Genomic DNA, 22,274 nt, shown 5'->3' with positions numbered 1-22,274 from the left:
GGTGAACGGCCCCGGTCGGGCGATCCGGTCCCGGCCCTGACGGCCGATCCGGCGGGTCACGATGCCAACGCGGCGTTGTGTCGCGTTGGCGCCCGGCCTATGTTTATGGCATCAACATGTCACGCCTCGGGCGACGCCGGTCTGGTCGACCGCAACGCCGGTCCGGTGCGTGGCGTGTCCGCAGCAAGAGGAAGCGGCCGGTCTCAAGGGGACATCGGATCTCCGATGCAACCATGCACCGGTTCAAGTCTTCCCGGCACGTGGGTCTGAAGCTCGCGGATGAACCGACGGGCAGACCACGTCACGACGTGTTGTGTGAGGTTTGTGATGGACTATCAGGCGTTCTTCGAGGCAGCCCTCGCCGATCTCAGGCGAGAGGGGCGTTACCGCGTCTTCGCGGATCTTGAACGCCGCGCCGGCGCATTTCCGCGGGCAACCCATCACGGCGCCGAGGGGCCGCGCGACATCACGGTCTGGTGCAGCAACGACTATCTGGGCATGGGCCAGCATCCCAAAGTGCTCGCCGCCATGCAGGATGCCGTGCGTGCCATGGGCGCCGGGGCCGGCGGCACCCGCAACATTTCGGGTACCAATCACCTGCACGTCCTGCTGGAAGCGGAACTGGCCGATCTGCACGGCAAGCAGGCGGCGCTGCTGTTCACCTCGGGCTACAACGCCAATGAAGCCGCGCTGTCGACGCTGGCACGCGGCATGCCCGGCTGCCATATCTTTTCCGATGCGCTGAACCATGCGTCGATGATCGCCGGCATCCGCCATTCGGGTGCGGCGCGCCATGTGTTCAAGCACAACGATCCGGCCGATCTTGAGGCGAAGCTCGCCTCGGTCGATCCGGCGGCGCCCAAGATCGTGGCCTTCGAGTCGGTGTATTCGATGGATGGCGACATTGCGCCGATCGCCGAGATTCTGGATGTCTGCGAGCGCCATGGCGCGTTCTCATATATCGATGAGGTCCATGCAGTCGGCCTTTATGGCCCGCGCGGTGGTGGCGTTGCCGAGGCCCGTGGCCTGATGGACCGGATCGATCTGATCCAGGGCACGCTGGCCAAGGCATTCGGGGTGATCGGCGGCTATGTCGCGGCCTCGGCGGCGACGATCGATTTCATCCGCAGCAACGCCCCGGGCTTCATCTTCTCGACCGCGGTGCCGCCGGCGGTGGCGGGCGGGGCGCTGGCCAGCGTCCGTCACCTGAAGGAAAGCACCGTGGAGCGGACCCGCCATCAGGACCGCGCGGCCCGGCTGAAGCGGCTGCTGGCCGAAGCCGGCCTGCCGGTGATGCCGTCGGAAAGCCATATCGTGCCGGTGATGGTCGGCGATCCGGTGCTGTGCAAGGCGGCGACCGACATGCTGCTCGACGAGCATGGCATCTATGTCCAGCCGATCAATTATCCGACCGTGCCGCGCGGCACCGAACGCCTGCGCTTCACGCCGTCGCCGTTCCACGACGACGCGATGATGGATCAGCTTGTCACCGCGCTGACCGCGGTCTGGGCGGCACTCGGGCTGGCGCGGGATCGCGATGTGGCGGTCGCCTGACCGGGATCGTTCCCCCTGACCTCATGACCAACGACCAGCGGGCGCCGGATGATGTCTTCCGGCGCCCGTTCGCTTTTGCATTGGCCTGTTCGCGTTGGCCTGTGGTCGCGCCGGATGGCGGCTTGTCGCTTGCGCCCGCCGGGGCGTGGGAGGACACTTCGGAAGACCAGTCTTCCCGTCGCTGCCGGAGCCGACAGCCATGACCACGCCGCCCGACGACATTCTGCTGGAAATCACGGCCGCCGGTGTGTCGCTCAGAGTGGCGGCGATCGATGCGGCGACGGGCGAGGAGGTCACCTTCATCGCACCGCATGGCACCGCCGAGGCGGCGCTCGCGCGGTTGGCACGCGACAAGCTTGCCTATGTCCGCGCCCGCAGGGCCAGGGCGGCCCCGACCCCGGCGGCGGAGCCGCGCGCTGTCCCCGGACGCAAGGGCGGACGGTCGATCATCGCTTGAACGGCGCCTGCCCGATCGTGATGGCGGGTCTATCCACCGGCAGTGGATTGATGCGCCCGGGATGATCGAGTTGTGCGTGATGCGGACGCTTGCCGGAATGATTGCGATTGTGCAGGCCGGTTCTGGCAAATCTTCATCACCCGGCCAATCGATGCTTGCCGCGCCGGTTCCCGCATGGCTACTCTTTTGTGAAGATCGATGACAGGGGATCGAGACCGCGGCGGCATGCCGCAGAGAAGTCTCGACACCGGGGGCTGCAAGACGTTTGCGGAATAACGGGCGATCTCGGATGACCAGGGGGAAGGTGTCATCCGTTCGGGCGCGGGTTTGATCGCATGTGGCGGCGCGGGCAGGCATGCCGGCACGTCATGCGCGTGGACGGGGCGATGTCGCGGGACGGGGCAGTCCGGCATGACGCCCTTAATCCGTCCGGACGGACGCGACATCGACATATTCCGGTTCAGAGACGTTCAGATGACCGCCCGTCGAACCGGCCGTGACCAAGACCGTATCGGGGGGTCATGGACTATTTTCTTCAGCAATTGGTCAACGGGCTCACGCTCGGCGGCATCTACGGGCTGATCGCCATCGGGTACACGATGGTGTACGGCATCATCGGCATGATCAACTTCGCCCATGGCGAGGTCTACATGATCGGTGCCTTCATTTCGCTCATCGCCTTCGCGGTGCTGGGCATGGCCGGCATCACCTATGTGCCGCTGGCCCTGCTGATGGTGCTGCTGATTGCCATGGCATTCACCGCCGCCTATGGCTGGGCGATCGAGCGGGTGGCCTATCGGCCGTTGCGCGGGTCATTCCGGCTGGCGCCGCTGATCTCGGCCATCGGCATGTCGATCTTCCTGCAGAACTACGTCCAGATCGTGCAGGGCGCGCGAACCAAGGCGTTGCAGCCGGTGATCTCAGGCGGAATCAGCCTGCATGGCTTCGGCGAGAATGCGGTGACCATCTCGTATATCCAACTGCTGATCCTGTTGACGACGGTCGCCTCGATGACCGCCTTCACGCTGGTGATCAAGCGCACGCCGCTCGGGCGTGCTCAGCGGGCTTGCGAGCAGGACATGAAGATGGCGTCTCTGCTGGGCATCGATGTCAACCGCACGGTCTCGCTGACCTTCGTGATGGGGGCGGCGCTCGCGGCCGTGGCCGGGCTGATGGTCACGCTCTATTACGGTGTCATCGACTTCTATATCGGCTTTCTGGCGGGGCTCAAGGCGTTCACGGCGGCGGTGCTGGGCGGCATCGGCTCGCTGCCTGGCGCCATGCTCGGCGGGCTGCTGCTGGGCCTGATCGAAGCCTTCTGGTCGGGGTATTTCTCGGCCGAATACAAGGATGTCGCGGCATTCACGATCCTGGTGGCGGTGCTGATCTTCCGCCCGACCGGTCTGCTGGGTCAGCCTGAGGTCGAGAAGGTTTGATGGCGATGACCACGACAACCAAAACCGCGGCCGGCCCCAGCCCTGTCGGCGCGGCGCTCAAGGATGCAGGGCTGGCGGCCTTCGTGGCCCTGGTCATCGCCCTGCCTATGCTGGGCTTGCGAACCGTGGCCGAAGGCGCCGTGGTGGTGGTGGAACCGCGCTGGAGCTGGGTGATCATCGCCGTCGCGGTGGTGTTCGCCGGCCGGTTGGCGCTGTCGCTGTGGACCGGCGTCCGGGGCCCCGGCGCCGGGCGCCGCAACCCGGCGAATGCCGGGCAGGGCGTTGCCAGATACCTGAAGGCGATCGGTTGGGGCGGTGCCGTGGTGGCGTTGGTGCTGCCGATGCTGCCGTTCATGGACCGCACCTCGGTCGATCTGGCAACCCTGGTGCTGATCTATGTGATGCTGGGCTGGGGGCTGAACATCGTGGTCGGCCTGGCCGGCCTGCTCGATCTGGGCTATGTCGCGTTCTATGCCGTGGGCGCCTATTCCTATGCCCTGCTGAACGCCTATTTCGGCTGGTCGTTCTGGGTCTGCCTGCCATTGGCGGGGGTGTTCGCGGCCTCGTTCGGCATCGCCCTCGGCTATCCGGTGCTGCGTCTGCGCGGCGACTATCTGGCGATCGTGACACTCGGTTTCGGCGAGATCATCCGTGTGGTGCTGCTGAACTGGAGCTGGTTCACCGGCGGCCCCAACGGCGTCGCCAATATCCCGCGTCCCAGTTTCTTCGGGTTCGATTTCACCCGACGGCCAGACGAGGGCGAGGTCGCCTTTCACCAGTTGTTCGGGCTCGACTATTCCTCTGAACACCGGGTGGTGTTCCTGTACTACGTCATCCTGGTGCTGGCGATGATCACCAATCTGGTGGTGCTCCGCCTGCGCAAACTGCCGATCGGCCGCGCCTGGGAGGCCTTGCGGGAAGACGAGATCGCCTGCCGGTCGCTGGGGATCAACCCGACCAACGTCAAACTGTCGGCCTTCGCGCTGGGCGCCACCTTCGGCGGCTTCGCCGGGGCGTTCTTCGCCACCCGCCAGGGCTTCATCAGCCCTGAAAGCTTCGTCTTCACCGAAAGTGCCGTCATCCTGGCGATCGTGGTGCTGGGCGGCATGGGCAGCCAGGTCGGCGTGGTTCTGGCGGCGATCCTGCTGATCCTGCTGCCGGAACTGGCGCGCGATCTGCAGCAGTTCCGCATGCTGTTCTTTGGCGGTGCCATGGTGCTGATCATGATCTGGCGGCCGCGCGGCCTGCTCGCCTTCCGCGAGCCGACCATGCAGCTTTCCCGGCTGAAATCGAGGCTCGGCCTCGACGGACGGTATCAGTGACGCGCGGGGGCCTGACAGAATGACCGGATCCATCACCACCGATGTCGGCCGGCCGGCGTCCGCGACCGCGGCGCCGCTGCTGGAGGTCGAGCATCTCACCATGCGTTTCGGTGGCCTGACCGCCATCGACAATCTGAGCTTCACCGCCCGGCAGAACGAGATCACCGCCCTGATCGGCCCCAATGGCGCCGGCAAGACCACGGTGTTCAACTGCCTCACCGGGTTCTATCGCCCGACCGCCGGGGCCCTGACGCTGCATACGGCGACCGGCGCCCATAAGCTGGAACGGATGGATGGTTTCCGCATCGCGCGGGCCGGTGTGGGCCGCACCTTCCAGAATATCCGCCTGTTTCCCAGCCTGTCGGTGCTGGAGAATCTGCTGATCGCCCAGCACAACCGGTTGATGGCGGCGTCCGCCTTCTCGGTCGCCGGCCTGTTCGGCCTGCCATCCTATCGCAAGGTCGAGAGCGAAGCTCTTGATCTGGCGGCCAACTGGCTGCGGCGCATCGACCTGCTCGACCATGCCGACCGGCTGGCCAGCGAATTGCCCTATGGTCATCAGCGGCGGCTGGAGATCGCGCGCGCGATGTGCACCCGTCCGGCGGTGCTGTGCCTGGACGAGCCGGCCGCCGGGTTGAACCCGCGCGAATCGCTGGAACTGAACAACCTGCTGCTGTCGATCCGCGATCAGGATCAGGTGGGCCTGATGCTGATCGAGCATGACATGAGCGTGGTGATGGCGATTTCCGATCATGTCGTGGTGCTCGACTATGGCCGCAAGATCGCCGATGACCGTCCTGAAGCGGTCAGGAACGACCCGAACGTGATCCGCGCCTATCTGGGCGAGGAGGAAGACGAGGCGTTGCCCGACGCGGTTGCGGCCGACCTCGGCATCGACCGGGGGACGCATTGATGCTCGAAATTTCCGGGATCGAAACTTATTACGGCAACATCCAGGCGCTGAAAGGCGTGTCGATGTCGGTTGCCGAAGGCGAGATCGTGTCGTTGATCGGCGCCAACGGCGCCGGCAAGTCGACCCTTCTGATGAGCATCTGCGGCAATCCACGGGCGCGGACCGGCAGCATCCATTTCTGTGGCGAGGACATCACCCGGCGCGAGACCCACGATATCGTTCGTCGGGGCATCGCGCAGTCGCCTGAAGGCCGGCGGGTGTTTCCGCGCATGACGGTGATGGAGAACCTGCAACTGGGGGCGGTGACCACCGACCCTAAATACTTCGAGCAGGATATCGAGCGGGTGCTGACCTTGTTCCCGCGCCTGAAGGAACGCCGCAACCAGCGCGGCGGCACCCTGTCGGGCGGCGAACAGCAGATGCTGGCGATCGGCCGCGCGCTGATGAGCCGGCCGCGGCTTCTGCTGCTGGATGAACCATCGCTGGGTCTGGCGCCGCTGGTGGTGAAGCAGATCTTCTCGATCATCCGCGAGATCAACGAGACCGAAAAGATCACGATCTTTCTGGTCGAGCAGAACGCCTTTCATGCCCTGAAACTGGCCCATCGCGGCTATGTGATGGCGACCGGACAGATCGTGACCTCGGGCACCGGCCAGGCGCTTCTGGCCGATCCGGAGGTGCGGCGGGCCTATCTGGAAGGAGGGCACTGATGATGATCCTCGTCCATATCCGGGCCATGCCGCGCAATCGGGCAGCCCCGTTGCGCAGCAGCCTTGAAGGGAGCCGGCAATGGAGAGCATGATCGGCAGCACATGGCCCGTGTTCATCGGCGTGACGCTGGTGCTGACCGGGTTCTGCGCCTTCATGACCGGGCGGGCATTGGCGACGACCTGGCGGCCGGTGTGGCACGTCGTGCCCTATGGCGTGCTGCTGGCGGCGGCGAGCCGGTTTCTGAAATATGCGCTCTATGACGGTGTTCTGCTGTCGGGCGGCGGGTTCGTTCTGGATGCGGTGGTGCTGATCGCGATTGCGGCGATCGTCTATCGTGCCTATCAGGCGAAAATGATGGTAAAGCAGTATCCATGGGCTTTCGAGCGCGCCGGCATTTTCGGCTGGCGCGACAAGGGCGGGGCGGCAGGCTGACCGTCTGGATATCCAGACAGGCCAGCCGTTCAGACGGGTTTCCGCACCGGGGGAACGGGCATCAACGGCCTGTCGGTGCGGGTCAACAGGGAGACGACCATGACCAGGACTTCGATCAATCGCGGTCTCAAGGGCGCGCTGCTCGGCGCGGTGGCGACGCTGGCGCTGGCCGGTGCGGCGCAGGCCGAGATCGTGATTTCGGTGGCGGGGCCGATGACCGGCCAGTATGCCGTGATCGGCACCCAGATGCGCAACGGCGCCGAGATGGCGGTGAAGGACATCAATGCCGCGGGCGGCGTGAACGGCGAACAGCTGAAGCTGGTGGTCGGCGACGATGCCTGCGACCCCAAGCAGGCGGTGTCTCTGGCCAACAAGCTGGTGTCGGATGACGTGGTCTTCGTGGCGGGCCATTGGTGCTCGTCGTCGTCGATCCCGGCCTCGGACATCTATAACGAGGAAGGCATCGTCCAGATCTCGCCCGGCTCGACCAATCCGCAGCTCACCGAGCGTGGCCTGGAAGGCGTGTTCCGCACCTGCGGTCGCGACGATCAGCAGGGCGAAGTGGCGGCCGCCTTCATTGCCGAGCATTTCAAGGACAAGAAGGTCGCGATCCTTCACGACAAGACCACTTATGGCCAGGGCCTGGCCGACGAGACCCGCAAGAGCCTCGACAAGCTGGGCTTCAAGGAGGCCATGTACGAGGCCTATACCGCCGGTGAGAAGGATTATTCGGCCCTCGTCACCAAGATGAAGTCCGAGAATATCGACCTGATCTATGTCGGCGGCTATCACACCGAGTCGGCGCTGATCCAGCGTCAGGCCAAGGAAGCGGGCCTCGACGCCGTGCTGATGTCGGGCGATGCCATGGTCACCGAGGAATGGTGGTCGATCACCGGCCCCGCCGGCGAAGGCGCGCTGATGACTTTCAGCCCCGATCCGAAGCGCAACCCGGCCGCCGCCCCGGTGGTGGAGAAGTTCACCGCTGCCGGCTTCGATCCGGAAGGCTATACGCTCTATACCTATGGGGCGGTTCAGGCCTGGGCCCAGGCCGCCAATGCCGCCAAGTCGGTGGAGCTGGAGCCGGTCTCGGCCAAGCTGCACGAGATGACCTTCGACACCGTGCTCGGCAGCATCGGTTTCGATGCCAAGGGTGACGTCGCCGCTCCCGGCTACGTGGTCTATAAGTGGAGCAACGGCAAGTACGACTATTATTGACCGGACAGATCGCGGCCGGCTTGCGCCGGCCGCGCCTGACCTGTCGATGAAGGCCCCGTGGCGGAGACGCCCGGGGCCTTTCTCGTACAGGACCGGTTCGGACGATCGACAACGCCGTGGTGGTCAGAGGATGGCGGGATGCAGGACCGGCCGATCCGCCTGCCGGTCCCAGCGCCAATGGGGTGCCGCCGGATCGATGCGGCAGCCGCCGACCCAGCGCACCGGCGGCGCCAGGGCCACGGCATCCAGCCCCTGGTCGAGCACCGCGCGCCCGGCATCGGTGAGGGTGACGGCGGCGGTGAACGGGTCTGTGGCCGGCGCCAGCGTGATCGTGGGCTGTGCGGCCCGGGCCAGTTCGGCGATGATCGCCAGATACATCACATCCCCCAGGGCGGGCAGGGGGTCGCGCTCGCGCATCATCCGGCCGAACAGGCGCCCGATGGTCAGCGGTGTATCGCCGGCCTCGGCCACAAGGTCGAGCGTCAGGCGTTCGGTCAGCGACAGCCCGTCCTCAACGCCCGGAAGCTCGGCGAGATGGCGCCGCAGGGCCGGCGCCATCACCGGCAACGGTACGGTGCCGTCCCGGGCAAGCCGGGCGAGGGGTTCGGGTGACGGATCGCGGAGGGCTGCCCACACCCTGTGGCCCAATGCCAGATGGCGCGCGTCGAGCGGCACGCGTTCCGTCCACAACATCCGCAGCGCTTCCGGGTCGAGCTGCCCAAGGCCGATGAATCGCGCACGGCCGGGGAAGCGATCGCGCTGGATCAGCTCAAGACTGGCAGGCGCGCCATGCTCGGCGAAGACAGCCAGGCAGCGGGCCAGGATCAACTGATCATAGGCGTCATGTTCCATCCACAGCACCAACCGCCGGTCTTGGCCGGCGGCGGCGCGAAGCGCACGCTCCGCCGCGGTCAGCTTGTCGGTCACCCCGTCCACATCCAGTGGCAGCACCGCGCCATATTGGGCAACGATGAACGCGGCGCGGATGGCGATCAGGTCGCCGTCGGCCGGAACCGGGCCGTGGCAGAGCGGGTCGGATACCTCAAGAAAGTCGCCCGCGAAGCCTGCCTGCCGCAACCCATCGCGGATATCGCTGCCACAGCGGATATGCAGTGTGTCGCGATCGGCATCAGGCGCTGGATCGCCATGGCGGATGGCCGCGCGTGCCCGGTCGATCGCCAGAATATGGGCCTTGAGCCTTGGCCAGGATGCCAGCCCCAATTCGCGGGCGATGGCATGCTGGGCGTCGGTCAGTGTCGGCGGCTGGCCCGCGCGCGGGTGATGGTGGCGCAGGTGGTGTTCCGCCGCCGCATCACCCTTCAGACAGGCGCGCAGCAAATCCCGGGCGCGCTTGCGCTGTTGATCGAGATTGAGATGGAACGGGTGGTCTGCGGCCGGCGGCACAACAGGGCCGGGCACGTCAGGGCAATGGTCGTCCATGATGGGATCCCTTATCCGATCTCATCCGTATCCGCCGGCAGATGAGGACAAGGGCAGATGCAGGGATCGGCCGGATCGTCGTCAGGATCGCGGGCGCAGCCCTTTCCGCGGATGGGCGGGACCGACCGGGCCCGGTCCCCCGACCTTAGACAGTGCCCCGGTCTCGCGTCAAGCCACCAGCAGCATCGTCAGCAATGCGTGGCTGGCCAGCCCCAGCGGCACGATCAGCAGCGGCCGGTCCAGCCGCCGCGCGATCAGGAAGCACGCCACCACCACCACCACCGATACCAGCGTGGCGCCATGGGCATAGCCCATCAGCGCGCGGCCGGGCAGGGGGGTGAACAGCGCGCTGCCGATGATGCCGCCCAGAACGGCGAAGGCGGCGTAATCGAAGAACCGGAACAGCGGGCTCGCCGCCGCGTTCTCAGGCGGGCGCAGCACCACGAAGGGCAGCATGCGCAGGGCATGACTGACGACACCGGCCAGCAGGATCGCCGCCCAGACCAGCGGGTCGCCGGCCACACCGGCCATGGCGGCTGGATCGATGGCGGTCATATGTGATGCCTCCGGGCCAGTTCCTCGACCGCGACGATGACAAGGCCGGTGCCCCCCGCCACGATCATCAGACCGAATCCCGGTGCCATCTGGTCCACGGGATCGACCAGGACGAACCCGGTCAGGCCGGCGAGGAAGGGGGCAATCCGGCGGGCGGCCTTGGCCAGCAGGGTGGTGAAATACACCGGCATGACCAGCAGCAGCAGGGCGTTCAGCGCCGGCGGCAGAACATCGGCGACCACGAAACCGGCCGCGGAGCCGCCGGCTGCCAGCGGCAGAGATATCGCCACGACCCCCAGATAATAGCGGAATTTGAGGCCCGCGCCGATTTCCGGGTGGCCTGCGGCATAGGTGTAGCCCAGCGCGAAGGTGCTGGCCGACAGGAACATCAAGGGCGGCAGGACATGGCGCTTCGCCAGCCCGCCATAATGCGGCACCAGGGCCGCCCCCATCAGCAGGAAGCGGAAATTCACCACCAGCGCGATCCCGGCGACGGTCGCCCAGGCATGGACGGTCAAGGGTTCCAGAATGACGAATTGCGCGGGGGCCGCGAACACCGCCACGGTCACCGCCACCGCCTGAGCGATACCGAGCCCGGCATCGCGCGCCACCGCGCCATAGGCGGTGAAGATGAACAGGAAGGTCACCGCCACCGGAATGGCGTCGGTCAGGCCCTGGCGGAAGGGCTGCGGCGCTGTGCTGACGGATGATATCGCTGGCATGTCCACTCCCGCCCGGATGGTGATGGCGGCTGCAGTATGGAAGCAGGCGGCACGCCCTGCCAAGCGGGTAATGTGCGCAAAGGTTGCAGGCCTGCCGCGCGCAGAGCCGTATGGCGCGAGCTTCTATGCGGCGTCGCGGCGCCGGCTGCTGACTTCTTCGAGGGCTGCGACCAGAACCTCCGGGCCGGCGCCTTTGCGAGCGTGATTCTCGCTCAACGATCGTCGGAAGCGCCGCGCCCCGGGCAGGCCCTGAAACAGCCCCAGCATATGACGGGTGATCGCGATGAGGGCCGTGCCACGGCTGACCTCGGCCTCGATATAGGGCAGCATGCGCCGGGCGATCTCGATCCGATCGGCAATGGGGGCCGTGGCATCGCCTTCGCCATAGATGCGGGCATCCACCTCGGCCAGGATATAGGGATCGTGATAGGCGGCGCGGCCCAGCATCACGCCGTCGAGGCCGGAAGCGATCTCGGCTTCAGCCTGATCCAGATCGACCAGCCCGCCATTCAGCAGAATCTCAAGATCAGGCCGGGCGCGTTTCAAAGCATGCACCAGGGGATAGTTCAGCGGCGGGATCTCGCGATTTTCCTTGGGGCTCAGACCCTTGAGCCATGCTTTTCGCGCGTGGACATAGAATGTGCCCGCACCGGCCGCGGCAACCGTCTCGACGAAGCGGAACAGGGTTTCCGCCTCGTCCTGATCATCGATCCCGATCCGGCATTTCACCGTCACCGGCACGTCGACCACCGCGGCCATTGCCGCCACACACTCAGCGACCAGGGCGGGTTCGGCCATCAGGCAGGCACCGAAGCGGCCCGACTGCACCCGATCGCTCGGGCAGCCGCAATTCAGGTTGATCTCGTCATATCCGGCATCGGCGGCGATCCGCGCCGCGATGGCGAGATCGCGCGGATCCGATCCGCCCAGTTGAACCGCAACCGGGTGCTCCGACGGATCATGGGCCAGATGACGCGCGGCATCGCCGAAGATCAGCGCGCCGGTGGTGATCATCTCGGTGAACAGCAGCGCCCGCCGGCTGATCTGCCGCAGAAAATAGCGATCATGCCGATCGGTCCAGTCCATCATCGGCGCAACGGAAAAGCGACGGTCGACGGCAGGGCGCGGCATTTCGGGACGGTCGGTCATCGATCCACAAGATCCAGAGAAAACAGGCCCATCCTCTACCATAGTCGGGGGGGCCGGATCATCGGCGAAGTTGTCATGCGACCCATGCACCCCGCATGATCTGTACGGCTCGCGCATACCCGGCACCATCAGCGTGACGAAACGTCACTCTATTCTGTTAACTGTTGCGTGCTACGATCGTCAGGCAAAAACAATGGCCGCGGGTCGCTTCGAACCTGACGGCAGATGCAACCCGAAGGTCCGTGTCCATGACAGATACATTGTCTGCCAAGATCGGGGGGCGCCCGGCTGGAAGCTGCGCCCGTGCTGAATGTGATGCCTGCGAGGTGCGATCGCTCACCTTCTGCGGCGATCTTGGTCATGACGCGATGTCGGCGGTTGCGGCCATCGTCTCCAAGGTTGATTTGCCCGCCCACGCCCTGCTGGCGGAAGAGGGTGAACGCTCTGCCTATGTCTATAATCTCACGGCGGGCAGTGCAAAATTGTACAAAAGCCTGCCTGACGGTCGTACGCAGGTTCTTGGATTTCTCTTACCGGGAGATTTCCTTGGTCTGGGTGATGACCGGCTGGGCGGGCTCGCCGCCGAAAGCCTGACCCGGGTCTCGGTGTGCCGGTTCCGCCGCCGCGACTTCGACGAGCTTCAGGACCGCAACCCGGTGCTCGGTCGTCGCCTTCTGAGCCTGGCACAGGACGAAATTGCCCGTTCCCGCGAACAGATGCTGCTGCTGGGCCGCAAGAGCGCGCGCGAGCGGCTGGCCTCGTTCCTGCTTGGTCTCTATGACCGTCTTGAGGCGCGGGGCGAAAAGACCGACCCGCTGCCGATCCCGATGACCCGCACCGATATCGGCGATTATCTGGGGCTGACGATCGAAACCGTCAGCCGGACACTGGCGGTGTTCAAGCGTGACGGGATCATCTCGCTGGATGGTGTGCATGCCGTGCGCCTGCTCGATCCTGAGCGGCTGCGGTTTCTGGCCACCGGTGACGAGGCCGATCGCGCCGCCGCCTGTTGATCTGCTGGGGCGACCCACGGGTCAATACGACACACAGAACCGCGCGGACCGGGGCAACATCCGGTTCGCGCGGTTCTTTTTTGTCGGGGGGCCTGTGCCAGGTCCGATCAGTTCTGATAGGGGTCGGCGGCGTCACGCAGGCCGTCGCCCAGAAAGTTGAAGGCCAGCACGGTCAGCACCACCGGTACCACCGGCAGCAGCAGCCACGGATACTGGGTGACGACGTTGATGTCCTGCGCGTCGTTCAGCAGCACGCCCCATGAAATCAGCGGCGCCCGCACGCCCAGACCCAGGAATGACAGTGCCGTCTCGCCCAGGATCATCGCCGGGATGGTCAGCGTCGCCGACACGATCAGGTGGCTCATGAAATTGGGCAGGAGATGGCGCAGGATCACCCGCTTGGGCCGGGCGCCCATCACCACCGCCGCGGTCGCATAATCTTCCTCGCGCAGCGCCAGCAGCTTCGATCGCACCGCCCGGGCAAGCCCGGTCCAGTCCAGCAGCCCCAGGATCACGGTGATGCCGATGAAGATCCATAACGGGTGCCAGGTGACCGGCATGGCCGCCGACAGGGCCATCCACAGCGGCAGTTCGGGAAAGGACCGGATCACCTCGATCAACCGCTGAATGGCGCTGTCGACCCAGCCGCCATAATAGCCCGACAGGCCGCCGAACAGAATGCCGAGCGAGAAGCTGATGGTGATGCCGATCAGGCCCACCGTCAGCGAGATCCGCGCGCCTTCGATCACCCGCGACAGCATGTCGCGGCCCAGCCGGTCGGTGCCGAGCAGGAACAGCGTGCCGCCCTTCGGCGGGCAGATCAGGCGGATGTCGAGCGGGATCAGCCCCCACAACCGGTAGGGCTCTCCCTGACACAGGAACCGGACCGGCAGCGGCCGCGCGCGGTCTTCGGAATAGGTGCGGGTCAGCGTGTCCATGTTCAGCGCATAGCGCGTGCCATAGATGAAGGGACCGACGAAGTCGCCGTCGTGGAACAGATGGATGCTCTGTGGCGGCGCGTGGATGTGGTTGGTGTGGCGGGTCGCCGGATCATAGGGGCTGAGCGGCTCGGCGAAGACCATCACCCCATAGATGGCGGCCAGGAACCACAGCGACACCATTGCCAGACGATGCCGGCGCAGGCGCCAGAACATCAGCCGCCATTGCGACGCCAGATAATAGCGTTCCTGCTTCGGTGTCAGAACCTCGTCATGGCGCGGGTCGAATGGCGCATCTGAGACATAGCGGTTGTCCCGGGTCATCGCGATCTCCCGCCATCGAGCCGGATGCGGGGGTCGAGCACCGCCAGCAGCAGGTCGGACACCAGCACGCCGATCACGGTCAGCAATGCCATGAACATCAGGAACGAACCGGCAAGATACATGTCCTGGGTCTGCAATGCCCTGAGCAGCATCGGCCCGGTGGTCGGCAGCGACAGCACCACCGAGACGATCGCGGCGCCGGACACCACCTGTGGCAGCACATTGCCCAGATCGGCAATGAACGGGTTCAGCGCCATGCGCAGCGGATACTTCACCAGCACCCGGGCCGGGTGCAGCCCCTTGGCCTTGGCGGTGGTGACATACTGCTTGCGCAGTTCATCCAGCAGATTGGCCCGCAACCGACGGATCATGCCGGCGGTGTTCGACGTGCCGATCACCACCACCGGCACCCACAGATGCTGCATCACCGAGACGAACTTGCCCCAGCTGAACGGCTGGTCGAGGTATTCCGGGTCCATCAGGCCGCCGATCGAGGTACCGAACCAGATGTTCGAGAAATACAGCAGCACCAGGGCGAGCAGGAAGTTCGGCGTCGCCAGCCCCAGAAAGCCGATGAAGGTCAGCCCGTGGTCGAGCGGGCTGTACTGGCGGATCGCCCCGTAAATGCCGATCGGGAAGGCCACGGCATACGAGAAGATGATGGTGGCGAAGGACACCAGCATGGTCAGCCACAGCCGGTCGCCCACCACTTCCGACACCGGCAGCTGATATTCGAACGAATAGCCGAGGTCGCCGACCAGCAGGCCGCCGGCCCAGCGCAGATACTGTTCATACAGCGGCTGGTCCAGGCCATATTCCGCCCGCAGGAATTCGATCTTCGCCTGGCTCGCCCCTTCGCCCTGGGCTGCCAGTTCGGCCAGTTGCGTGGTTAGATAGTCGCCGGGCGGCAGCTGAATGATGACGAAGACCAGAATGCTGATCATGATCAGCGTCGGTATCATCATCAGCAGCCGTCGCGCGATGTACACAAACATCGCGGGCCTTGCTCCCCTTGCCGGGGCCGGCGGGATCTCGCGTCCCGTAACCGGCCCGTTCCCTCGATCGATGCGCCGGCCGCGATTGCTGTGGCCGGCCCCCTGCCTGTCGATGTGGTTCTGTCGGTGTGGTCCGGTATCGTCCGTGCAGCCGGTCAGTTGTCGAGCCAGAACCGTTCCGGACGGTAGAGGCCGAAATGCGAGCCCGGATCCCAGTTGAACAGGCCACGCTCCGGCACGTTACGCAGCCGCGCATTCATCACCACCGGTTGCAGAACCCCGGCGACCAGCGAAATCGAGTAGACCTGATCGGCATTGATCGCCAGCATCTCGCGCCAGATCCGCGCGCGTGCCGCCGAAGACGATGCCACGGTCCAATCCTTGTACAATGACAGCAGCAGTTCCGCCGACGGTATGTCCGGCGCCTCGCCCGACTTGCCATTGGTTTCGTAATACTGCCCCCATTTCGGCCATTGCAGCGATTGCTGGCTGATCGGCGCCAGCTCCCACGGGTCGGTTTCCGCTGTGGCGAGCCCCGCCTCCAGGCCGAACCAGACGCTCATCAGGGTATCGCCCGCGAAGATCCGGTTGCGGAACAGATCGCGCTGCATCGGCCGGGCATAGATCTTGATGCCCAGCTCCAGCCACTGGTCGTGGACCAGTTCCAGAATGTCCATCTGTTCGGTGCTCTCACCCGCGGTTTCGACCACCATCTCAAGCGGCCGGCCATCGGGCATCAGCCGGATGCCGCGGTCATTGCGCCGGTCCAGGCCCATCTCGTCGAGCAGCTTGTTCGCCTGCGCGACGTCATGGGCGGCCCAGGCACGGCGATAGGCAGGGCGCGACAGCGGGCTTTCCTTCAGCACCGTATTGGCGCCACCAATGGTCAGGCCGTAATACAGCACCGCGTCGATTTCGTGGCGGTCGACCCCCAGCGACAGGGCGCGCCGGAAACGGGCGTCGCGGAACAGACTGCGCCAGCCGTCGTCCCTGGCATTCAGATTGGGATAGAGCGCCAGATGCGCGCCGCGGCCGGTGCGCCACAGACTGACTTTGTAATCCGACCGCGCCGCTCCGGCCTTCAGGAAGGTGTAGTCGGTGAAGTCGAGCCCGCGCGCCTGCAGCAGCGCATCGCCGGTGCCGGTCCGGGCCGAGATCAGCTTGCCGTCGACCACATCGATCGCCAGGTTGTCGAGATAGGGCAACTGGTGGCCATTGATGTCGATGCGATGAAAATAGGGGTTGCGTTCGGCGACGAAGCGGATCGACGGCGGCGCCGTCACCAGCCGCCAGGGCTGCAGGGTCGGATAGGCGGGGTTGCTGAAATCAGTCGCCGTATCCATGCGGTTGTGGAGTGCCGCCCAGCTCGACTGTTTGCGGTCGTTCACCATCCGCAGCAACGTTTCCGGATCGGCATAGCGTTCATGAAACTGGCGCAGGTAATGCGCCGGCCGGTACAGGGTCAGCGGCAACGGCCCGGCGATCGCCGGCAGCAGCCGGGGATTCGGTTTCGACCAGCTATAGCGGACCGTGGTGTCGTTGATGACGGTGAAGCGCGGCGGCTCGCCGTCGACCAGCAGCTCGCGCGGCGGCCCGGCGGGATAGAGCTTGGGGTTGTTGACGACGTCTTCCCAGAAATAGCGGAAGTCGTCGGCGGTGAACGGTTCGCCATCCGACCAGCGATGGCCGGGCCTGAGACGCATGGTGAAGATCCGGCCGTCCTGGATCTCCACCCGGTCCAGAATATCCGCCTCGAACGACAGATTCTGGGTATAGCGCACCAGCCGGGCATAGCCATAGACCAGCCCCATGCGCACATCCTTGGGCCTGCCGACCAGCATGGTCCAGGTGCCGCCCTGGCGGCCGGGCTGAAGATCGGGCCCGATGAAATCGTCGACCGCGGGCTTCGCCGGCAGCCGCTCGGCGATCGGCGGCAGGGTGCCGGCGGTGACGGACGCTTCCAGCACCGACGCTTCGACCAGATGGTCCGGCATGGGGGCGCTGGGCGAGACCAGGATCTCGATCTGCGATCCAAGACCGCTCTCGGCCGCGAAGCCGCCGATCGGCCGGGTATCGCCGCCATCCTGCGCCCGTGCAGCGCCGGTGCCTGCCAGCATCAGGGCGGCCAGGGCGGCGGCGGCCAGCGTTTTCTGCCACAGGCCATGCCACCGGCCGCTCATGCCGCCGCCCCCGCATCGGCCATATCCGCGCCGACCCGGACGAAATGGCCGGGCGCGATCTCGCTCATCCGCGAGGTGCCGCCCGGCAGCAGACGCCAGGGCTCCGGCCAGACCGCGGGGTCCGAGGCGCGGCCGTCCATCAGGGCGGCAAAATCGAGCCGCCGGTCGGGATCGGCTTCGGGCACGGCGGCGATCAGGGCGCGGGTATAGGGATGGGTCGGTGCCGAGAACAGCCGGTCGCGCGGCGCGCTTTCGACGATCCGGCCGGCGCACATCACCAGAATGCGGTCGCACATGTAATCGACCACCGCCAGATTGTGGGAGATGAACAGGTAACCCAGGCCCAGCACCGATTGCAGATCCTTCAGCAGGTTCAGCACCTGGGCCTGCACCGATACGTCCAGCGCCGAGACCGGTTCGTCCAGGATCAGCAGTTCGGGCCCCAGCGCCAGGGCGCGGGCGATACCGATGCGCTGACGCTGACCGCCCGAGAAGCTGTGCGGATAGCGCCTGAGATGGCGGATATCGAGACCCACCACCTTCATCAGCGCCTTCACCCGTTCGGCACGCTCCCTGGCCGTGCCGGCGCCGTGGATCTCCAGCGGTTCGGCGATGATGTCATAGACCGTCATCCGCGGATTCAGCGAATGGAACGGATCCTGAAACACATATTGCAGCCGTCGGCGGAACGGGATCCAGCCATGGTCAGATAAACCTGCCAGATCAGTGGCTTGTTCATCGTTGTCGCCACGGAACATGATCCGGCCTTCATCGGCGCGGATCGCGCCCAGCAGCATGCGTGAGGTGGTGGTCTTGCCGCAGCCGCTCTCGCCCACCAGGCCGACACTCTCGGCCCGGCCGACGGTGAACGAGACATCGTCGACCGCCAGCACGCCGGCGCCGCCGCCCCGGCTGAAGATGCCGGCGCCCCGGCTGACGAAACGCTTGGTCAGTCCTTCGACCGACAGCAGGGGCGTGCCGGCCGCCAGGGCGTCGCCCATGGTCGCCGAGGTCGCGGTCGATGCCGTTATGGCAGGGCCGTGCTTGCCCACCGCACTGACGGCGAGCTTGGGATCGAGCGCCACCGCGCGCAGCGGCACCAGCCGTTCATCCCGATCCATGCCGATCCGCGGCACGGCGCCCAACAGGGCTTTCAGATAGGCATGGCGGGGATCACGGATCAGGGTATCTGCCGGGCCCGCTTCCATCACCTTGCCGCGATACAACACCACCATGTCGTCGGCAAGGCTCGCCACCACGCCAAGGTCATGGGTGATCAACAGCACGCCCATGCCCATTTCGTCCTGAAGATCACGCAGCAGCTTCAGGATCTGGGCTTGCAGGGTGACGTCGAGAGCGGTGGTCGGCTCGTCGGCGATCAGCAGCGCCGGCTTTGCCGCCAGCGCCATGGCGATCACGCCGCGCTGGCGCAGGCCGCCGGACAATTCGAACGGATAGCGGTCGAGCGCCACCCGCGGATTGGGGAAGCCCACCCGGTGCAGCATGTCGGCCGCGACCTCGCGGGCATCGCTGCCGTCCAGTTGCAGATGCAGACGCACGGCCTCGGTGATCTGGTCGCCCAGCGTGTGCAGCGGCGACAAGGCGCTCATCGGCTCCTGAAAGATCATGCCGATCCGGCCGCCGCGAATCCGGCGCATGGCGCGGCTGTTGGCCGGCAGTTCAGCCAGATTTGTGGCCGTGTTGTCGAGCGGGTCGGTGAACACGGCACTGCCGCCATCGATACGGGCAAGCGACGGCAGCAGACCCATCACCGCCTGGGTCAGCACGCTTTTGCCTGAGCCGCTTTCCCCGACCAGTGCCGTGATCCGCCCGGGATTGATGGTGAACGACACGCCGTCGACGGCCGTGAGGGCCCCTTCCGGCAGCGCGAAGCGCACCACCAGATCACGCACGGCCAATAATGGCCGCGTGACGGCAGGCGTGCGGTTTCCGGTGAGCGGGTGCATCGCGGACCGGCCGGCCGGCCGCAGGACGTGCGGGGACTGGCTCATGACCCGCCCTCACCAGTGCAGGTCTGGGGCACGCGCAGGCCCAGCGCCGACAGATTGTGGCGGGTCACCCCGTCCAGCGTCAGGTGGCGAGCACCGGCGCCGGTCAGCGCCGTGGCGACCAGGTGGTTGAAATCACGAAGACTGTCTTCCACCGCCAGCACATGGCCAAGCTGGTCGGTCAGGATCAGGCGGAACCAGCCGCCGCCACGGCGCGGCGCGTAATGCAGCAGTTTCAGCCGGGCAAGCTGGTGGAGGGCGATCCGTCGCCGGCCGGTCAGGCTGTGCCGTTCGATGAAACCGTGAGGGCCGGGCACCGCGCGCCAGACCTCGGACAGCCGGATGGCGCGCTGGATGCCGAAGCCCGCGAACAGCGCCACCAGCAGCGACAGCACGCCGACCGCCACCATGCCCAGGCCCTGGACCACAAACACCGGCAGGGCGACGACGAGGCTGCCGAAGCCTGCGCGGAGCATATCGGCCAGAAGCGGCCCGCGATGGTGCCGCAATACCTGACCGGTCGCGGCTGGCAGACCGGTGGTCGCGGCCGGAACGGCCGCCGGGCGATCCTGTGTGAACATATCGGTCCTGTCGTGGCGCAGGGCCTCATCGCCGTTATGCCGGCGACCGGACATCAGGGCATCGGGGGCGGGTGTCATGCGGGCGGTCACGATCCTCGATCGTCCTGAGGCGCGGCCCCTCTGCCGCGCAAGCGATAGGATGCCCGTTCGTACCGGCGACTTGCAAGCCGTTACGCCAGCCGATGTGGCCGGCCGTCGACATATCGGCAGGGACGCGGTCACCGGGGCGCCGTTTCAATCGGCGGAAGACGGTTTGCCGATGGCGTGAACAGATGGGCCGGATCGTCCCACACCGCCGCCGGATGGCTGGCCAGCCGGGCCGAAAGCCGGTCCAGAAACGCGTCGAGCGCGGGGCTGTGCACAAGATGATGGGTCAGCAGGCCGGTCGGCTCATCCGGATCGGCAAGCCCCGCGCGCCGGGCCGCCAGATGGCGGGTGATCGCCGCCAGGGCGGCGTCCTCGCCCACGAAGCCGCCGCTGCCGCGCCAGTCGATCGGATCGACATGGGTGTTGACCTCCACGACATCTGGGGCCGGCATCGGGCGTTTGCGCGGCTTGAACCGGCTGAGGCCGTTGATGCCGATCTCGGGCAGGCGCTGGATCAACGGCACCGGCAGGCGGTTCCAGGGCGGTGTCAGCACGGCCAGGAAGCGGCTGGCGAACAACGTGGTCAGGCGGTCACGGCCCCGTGCCAGATCGGCCAGCATCTCGTCCAGTGGCCGCCCGCAGGCAAGCTCGGATTTCTTCTTGTCGGGCCGGGCGTGGTTCTGATGCGACCAGCCATGAAGCAGCACCCGCAATGCCGGGGGTTCCGTGTCGAGCCGCCGGGCCAGGGCCTCGGTCGCGGTGGCCGGGATCACCGCCAGCGCCAGCGGCAGCCGGTGATGCCGCGCCCGGTTCAGCAGCCGGTCGAGCGCCGGCCCGGGCGCCACGGCGTCGTCGTCGCGCCACCAGAACCGCGCCGGCCGGCCCGCCGCCCGCCAGGCATCCAACTCGCCATCCAGTGCCGCCCAACCGCCGGCTGCGGGGTTGTCCGTCGTGGTGGTATCGGTCACGGCGCCACGCGCATGGTCAGCATATCGGCCAGCAGATCGGCGCTGGCGGTGGCGCCATCCATGTCGATCGCCGGCCAGCGGCGGTCGCGCGGGGCGGCGGCCCGGGCGGCGGCATCGGCCAGCGCCGCAGCCGTCAGCCCCGCCTCGTCCACCACCTCGATCAGCCCCTGTTCGGCGACCAGCCCGGCGCGCAGCCCCTGTTCGGTTTCAAGCCCGCCGGCATAGGGCACCACCACCGCCGGCACCCGGTTTTCAACCACTTCCAGCAGCGTGTTATAGCCGGCCTGAGAGATCGACAGCGCCGCCCTGCCCAGCATCGCCACAAAGTCGGGCCGCGCCCGCTCGACTGTGAACCCGTGGATATCGGCGGCCTGTGCCGTGGCGCGCAGCTCGGTCAGGATCGCGTCATCCAGGTTCCAGCCGACCAGCAGCCGCCAATGCCGTGCCGACAGGTCGGGCCCGCTGCCGGCGCGGGCGGCGATGGCGGCCCGGAACAAGGCCTCGCTGACCGCGCCACCGCCGGCCGAGACCAGCACCTCGCCGGTGCCGTCGCGCGCATCGCGGCCCGGCGGCGGGGTGTGGTTGCGGTTCCGGTCAACCACATAGCCGGTGTAGCGCACCAGATCGGCCACCTCGGCCATCAGCGGAAAGGTCCGCTCGAACGGCACCAGGGCCGGGTCGCCATGCACCATGACCAGGTCGTAATAGCGCCGCGCACGGTCGAGCATCTCGTGCCGGCGCTCTTCCTTGGGCGGTTCCACCAGGATGTCGCGCACCGATGCCGCGATCAGCGCCGGCCGGGGCAGGGCCCGCGCCGCCTCGATCATCGGGACAATCTCGGACGCCAACTGCCTGCGGCCGAAGGGAAACAGCTCGGTGATCAGGATCGCCGGCTGCACGCGCCGAACGATCGCGATCAGCAGATCGCGGCGGCGCACGCGCCAGTCATCGTCGATCACCTGTCCGTCGGGACCGACCAGGACCTTGAAGAACTTGTCGACCGCGCGTGCCGGCGGTAACTGCACCAGATCGGCGGCGCCGGTGTCGAGCCCGCGCACCGGAAAGCCGCCGCTGACATAGGTGACGGCAAAGCCTTTGTCTTCGAGCGCGCGCGTCAGGGTCGCGGCCCGTTTCTGGTGGCCGATGCCGAGCAGATGCTGGACATAGAGCACGATCCGTGGCCGCAGAGACCGGCTGAGATCGGGCCGGGGCAGGGGTGCGGAACCGGTATCAGCTGTGGTCACGACGGCATCCTCGGTAACTGAAAGAATGG

General features: G+C 66.5%; 20 protein-coding genes. 9 read left to right on the top strand and 11 right to left on the bottom strand.

What is annotated here, in order from left to right; all coding sequences use genetic code 11:
• The first annotated feature begins 327 nt into the window (after positions 1–327).
• From hemA to WG924_RS18890, 8 genes are all read left to right on the top strand, one after another.
• On the top strand, positions 328–1,554 hold the full coding sequence (gene hemA, locus WG924_RS18925; protein ID WP_345934658.1) for a 5-aminolevulinate synthase: 1,227 nt from the start codon (positions 328–330) through the stop codon (positions 1,552–1,554).
• 199 nt (positions 1,555–1,753) lie between these two features.
• Complete coding sequence (locus WG924_RS18920; protein ID WP_345934657.1) at positions 1,754–2,011, top strand: DUF6898 family protein; 258 nt, start codon at positions 1,754–1,756, stop codon at positions 2,009–2,011.
• Positions 2,012–2,532: 521 nt separating this feature from the next.
• On the top strand, positions 2,533–3,447 hold the full coding sequence (gene livH, locus WG924_RS18915) for a high-affinity branched-chain amino acid ABC transporter permease LivH (protein WP_188580462.1): 915 nt from the start codon (positions 2,533–2,535) through the stop codon (positions 3,445–3,447).
• Positions 3,447–4,769, top strand: a complete 1,323-nt coding sequence (gene livM / locus WG924_RS18910; protein WP_345934656.1) for a high-affinity branched-chain amino acid ABC transporter permease LivM — start codon at positions 3,447–3,449, stop codon at positions 4,767–4,769. Before livH ends, livM begins: the two co-directional genes overlap by 1 nt.
• 19 nt (positions 4,770–4,788) lie before the next feature.
• Entirely contained in the window at positions 4,789–5,682 is an 894-nt protein-coding gene (locus tag WG924_RS18905) for an ABC transporter ATP-binding protein (protein WP_345934655.1), read from the top strand.
• Positions 5,682–6,392 carry an ABC transporter ATP-binding protein gene (locus WG924_RS18900; RefSeq protein ID WP_345934654.1) on the top strand — a complete coding sequence of 237 codons (711 nt, stop codon included), beginning with the start codon at positions 5,682–5,684 and terminating at the stop codon, positions 6,390–6,392. The genes WG924_RS18905 and WG924_RS18900 overlap by 1 nt, the downstream gene beginning before the upstream one ends.
• 79 nt (positions 6,393–6,471) lie before the next feature.
• Positions 6,472–6,825: a DUF6867 family protein gene (locus WG924_RS18895; RefSeq protein WP_345934653.1), complete on the top strand. Its 354-nt coding sequence runs from the start codon at positions 6,472–6,474 to the stop codon at positions 6,823–6,825.
• Between the two features lie 99 nt (positions 6,826–6,924).
• On the top strand, positions 6,925–8,040 hold the full coding sequence (locus WG924_RS18890; RefSeq protein ID WP_345934652.1) for a branched-chain amino acid ABC transporter substrate-binding protein: 1,116 nt from the start codon (positions 6,925–6,927) through the stop codon (positions 8,038–8,040).
• A 123-nt stretch (positions 8,041–8,163) separates the two neighbouring features.
• On the opposite strand, the gene WG924_RS18885 is transcribed toward WG924_RS18890, so the two are convergent.
• From WG924_RS18885 to dusA, 4 genes are all read right to left on the bottom strand, one after another.
• Positions 8,164–9,480: a DUF1835 domain-containing protein gene (locus tag WG924_RS18885; protein WP_345934651.1), complete on the bottom strand. Its 1,317-nt coding sequence runs from the start codon at positions 9,478–9,480 to the stop codon at positions 8,164–8,166.
• 168 nt (positions 9,481–9,648) lie between these two features.
• On the bottom strand, positions 9,649–10,035 hold the full coding sequence (locus WG924_RS18880; protein WP_345934650.1) for an AzlD domain-containing protein: 387 nt from the start codon (positions 10,033–10,035) through the stop codon (positions 9,649–9,651).
• Positions 10,032–10,757, bottom strand: coding sequence for an AzlC family ABC transporter permease (locus tag WG924_RS18875; protein ID WP_345934649.1), 726 nt, complete (start codon positions 10,755–10,757; stop codon positions 10,032–10,034). The genes WG924_RS18880 and WG924_RS18875 overlap by 4 nt, the downstream gene beginning before the upstream one ends.
• 123 nt (positions 10,758–10,880) lie before the next feature.
• Positions 10,881–11,906, bottom strand: coding sequence for a tRNA dihydrouridine(20/20a) synthase DusA (gene dusA, locus WG924_RS18870; protein ID WP_345934648.1), 1,026 nt, complete (start codon positions 11,904–11,906; stop codon positions 10,881–10,883).
• Positions 11,907–12,232: 326 nt separating this feature from the next.
• Between dusA and WG924_RS18865 the strand changes: the two genes are divergently transcribed.
• A complete protein-coding gene (locus WG924_RS18865) occupies positions 12,233–12,919 on the top strand; it encodes a helix-turn-helix domain-containing protein (RefSeq protein WP_345934647.1) in 687 nt (228 codons plus the stop codon).
• A gap of 107 nt (positions 12,920–13,026) precedes the next feature.
• Here the strand turns inward: WG924_RS18865 and WG924_RS18860 are convergent, their stop codons facing one another.
• From WG924_RS18860 to WG924_RS18830, 7 genes are all read right to left on the bottom strand, one after another.
• The gene (locus WG924_RS18860; protein ID WP_345934646.1) at positions 13,027–14,181 is read right to left on the bottom strand and encodes an ABC transporter permease; all 1,155 of its coding nucleotides are present in this window, start codon (positions 14,179–14,181) and stop codon (positions 13,027–13,029) included.
• Positions 14,178–15,176 carry an ABC transporter permease gene (locus WG924_RS18855; protein WP_345934645.1) on the bottom strand — a complete coding sequence of 333 codons (999 nt, stop codon included), beginning with the start codon at positions 15,174–15,176 and terminating at the stop codon, positions 14,178–14,180. The genes WG924_RS18860 and WG924_RS18855 overlap by 4 nt, the downstream gene beginning before the upstream one ends.
• A gap of 155 nt (positions 15,177–15,331) precedes the next feature.
• Positions 15,332–17,356: an ABC transporter substrate-binding protein gene (locus WG924_RS18850; RefSeq protein WP_345934644.1), complete on the bottom strand. Its 2,025-nt coding sequence runs from the start codon at positions 17,354–17,356 to the stop codon at positions 15,332–15,334.
• On the bottom strand, positions 17,353–19,323 hold the full coding sequence (locus tag WG924_RS18845) for an ABC transporter ATP-binding protein (RefSeq protein WP_372045141.1): 1,971 nt from the start codon (positions 19,321–19,323) through the stop codon (positions 17,353–17,355). Before WG924_RS18845 ends, WG924_RS18850 begins: the two co-directional genes overlap by 4 nt.
• Positions 19,324–19,364: 41 nt before the next feature.
• On the bottom strand, positions 19,365–20,036 hold the full coding sequence (locus tag WG924_RS18840) for a hypothetical protein (protein ID WP_345934642.1): 672 nt from the start codon (positions 20,034–20,036) through the stop codon (positions 19,365–19,367).
• 128 nt (positions 20,037–20,164) lie between these two features.
• Entirely contained in the window at positions 20,165–21,001 is an 837-nt protein-coding gene (locus WG924_RS18835) for a polysaccharide deacetylase family protein (RefSeq protein WP_345934641.1), read from the bottom strand.
• Positions 20,998–22,245, bottom strand: coding sequence for a glycosyltransferase family protein (locus tag WG924_RS18830; RefSeq protein WP_345934640.1), 1,248 nt, complete (start codon positions 22,243–22,245; stop codon positions 20,998–21,000). Before WG924_RS18830 ends, WG924_RS18835 begins: the two co-directional genes overlap by 4 nt.
• Positions 22,246–22,274: the final 29 nt, after the last annotated feature.

The organism is Tistrella arctica (genome assembly GCF_039630945.1).
GTDB lineage: Bacteria > Pseudomonadota > Alphaproteobacteria > Tistrellales > Tistrellaceae > Tistrella > Tistrella bauzanensis.
Note: the sequence above shows the minus strand (reverse complement) of the source record. Positions and strands in the feature narration are given on the sequence as shown.

Bases quoted from the DNA above. Each gene is read 5' to 3' on its own strand.
- hemA (WP_345934658.1), top strand. From the start codon at position 328: ATGGACTATCAGGCGTTCTTCGAGGCAGCCCTCGCCGATCTCAGGCGA.
- WG924_RS18920 (WP_345934657.1), top strand. From the start codon at position 1,754: ATGACCACGCCGCCCGACGACATTCTGCTGGAAATCACGGCCGCCGGT.
- livH (WP_188580462.1), top strand. From the start codon at position 2,533: ATGGACTATTTTCTTCAGCAATTGGTCAACGGGCTCACGCTCGGCGGC.
- livM (WP_345934656.1), top strand. From the start codon at position 3,447: ATGGCGATGACCACGACAACCAAAACCGCGGCCGGCCCCAGCCCTGTC.
- WG924_RS18905 (WP_345934655.1), top strand. From the start codon at position 4,789: ATGACCGGATCCATCACCACCGATGTCGGCCGGCCGGCGTCCGCGACC.
- WG924_RS18900 (WP_345934654.1), top strand. From the start codon at position 5,682: ATGCTCGAAATTTCCGGGATCGAAACTTATTACGGCAACATCCAGGCG.
- WG924_RS18895 (WP_345934653.1), top strand. From the start codon at position 6,472: ATGGAGAGCATGATCGGCAGCACATGGCCCGTGTTCATCGGCGTGACG.
- WG924_RS18890 (WP_345934652.1), top strand. From the start codon at position 6,925: ATGACCAGGACTTCGATCAATCGCGGTCTCAAGGGCGCGCTGCTCGGC.
- WG924_RS18885 (WP_345934651.1), bottom strand. From the start codon at position 9,480: ATGGACGACCATTGCCCTGACGTGCCCGGCCCTGTTGTGCCGCCGGCC.
- WG924_RS18880 (WP_345934650.1), bottom strand. From the start codon at position 10,035: ATGACCGCCATCGATCCAGCCGCCATGGCCGGTGTGGCCGGCGACCCG.
- WG924_RS18875 (WP_345934649.1), bottom strand. From the start codon at position 10,757: ATGCCAGCGATATCATCCGTCAGCACAGCGCCGCAGCCCTTCCGCCAG.
- dusA (WP_345934648.1), bottom strand. From the start codon at position 11,906: ATGACCGACCGTCCCGAAATGCCGCGCCCTGCCGTCGACCGTCGCTTT.
- WG924_RS18860 (WP_345934646.1), bottom strand. From the start codon at position 14,181: ATGACCCGGGACAACCGCTATGTCTCAGATGCGCCATTCGACCCGCGC.
- WG924_RS18855 (WP_345934645.1), bottom strand. From the start codon at position 15,176: ATGTTTGTGTACATCGCGCGACGGCTGCTGATGATGATACCGACGCTG.
- WG924_RS18850 (WP_345934644.1), bottom strand. From the start codon at position 17,356: ATGAGCGGCCGGTGGCATGGCCTGTGGCAGAAAACGCTGGCCGCCGCC.
- WG924_RS18845 (WP_372045141.1), bottom strand. From the start codon at position 19,323: ATGCACCCGCTCACCGGAAACCGCACGCCTGCCGTCACGCGGCCATTA.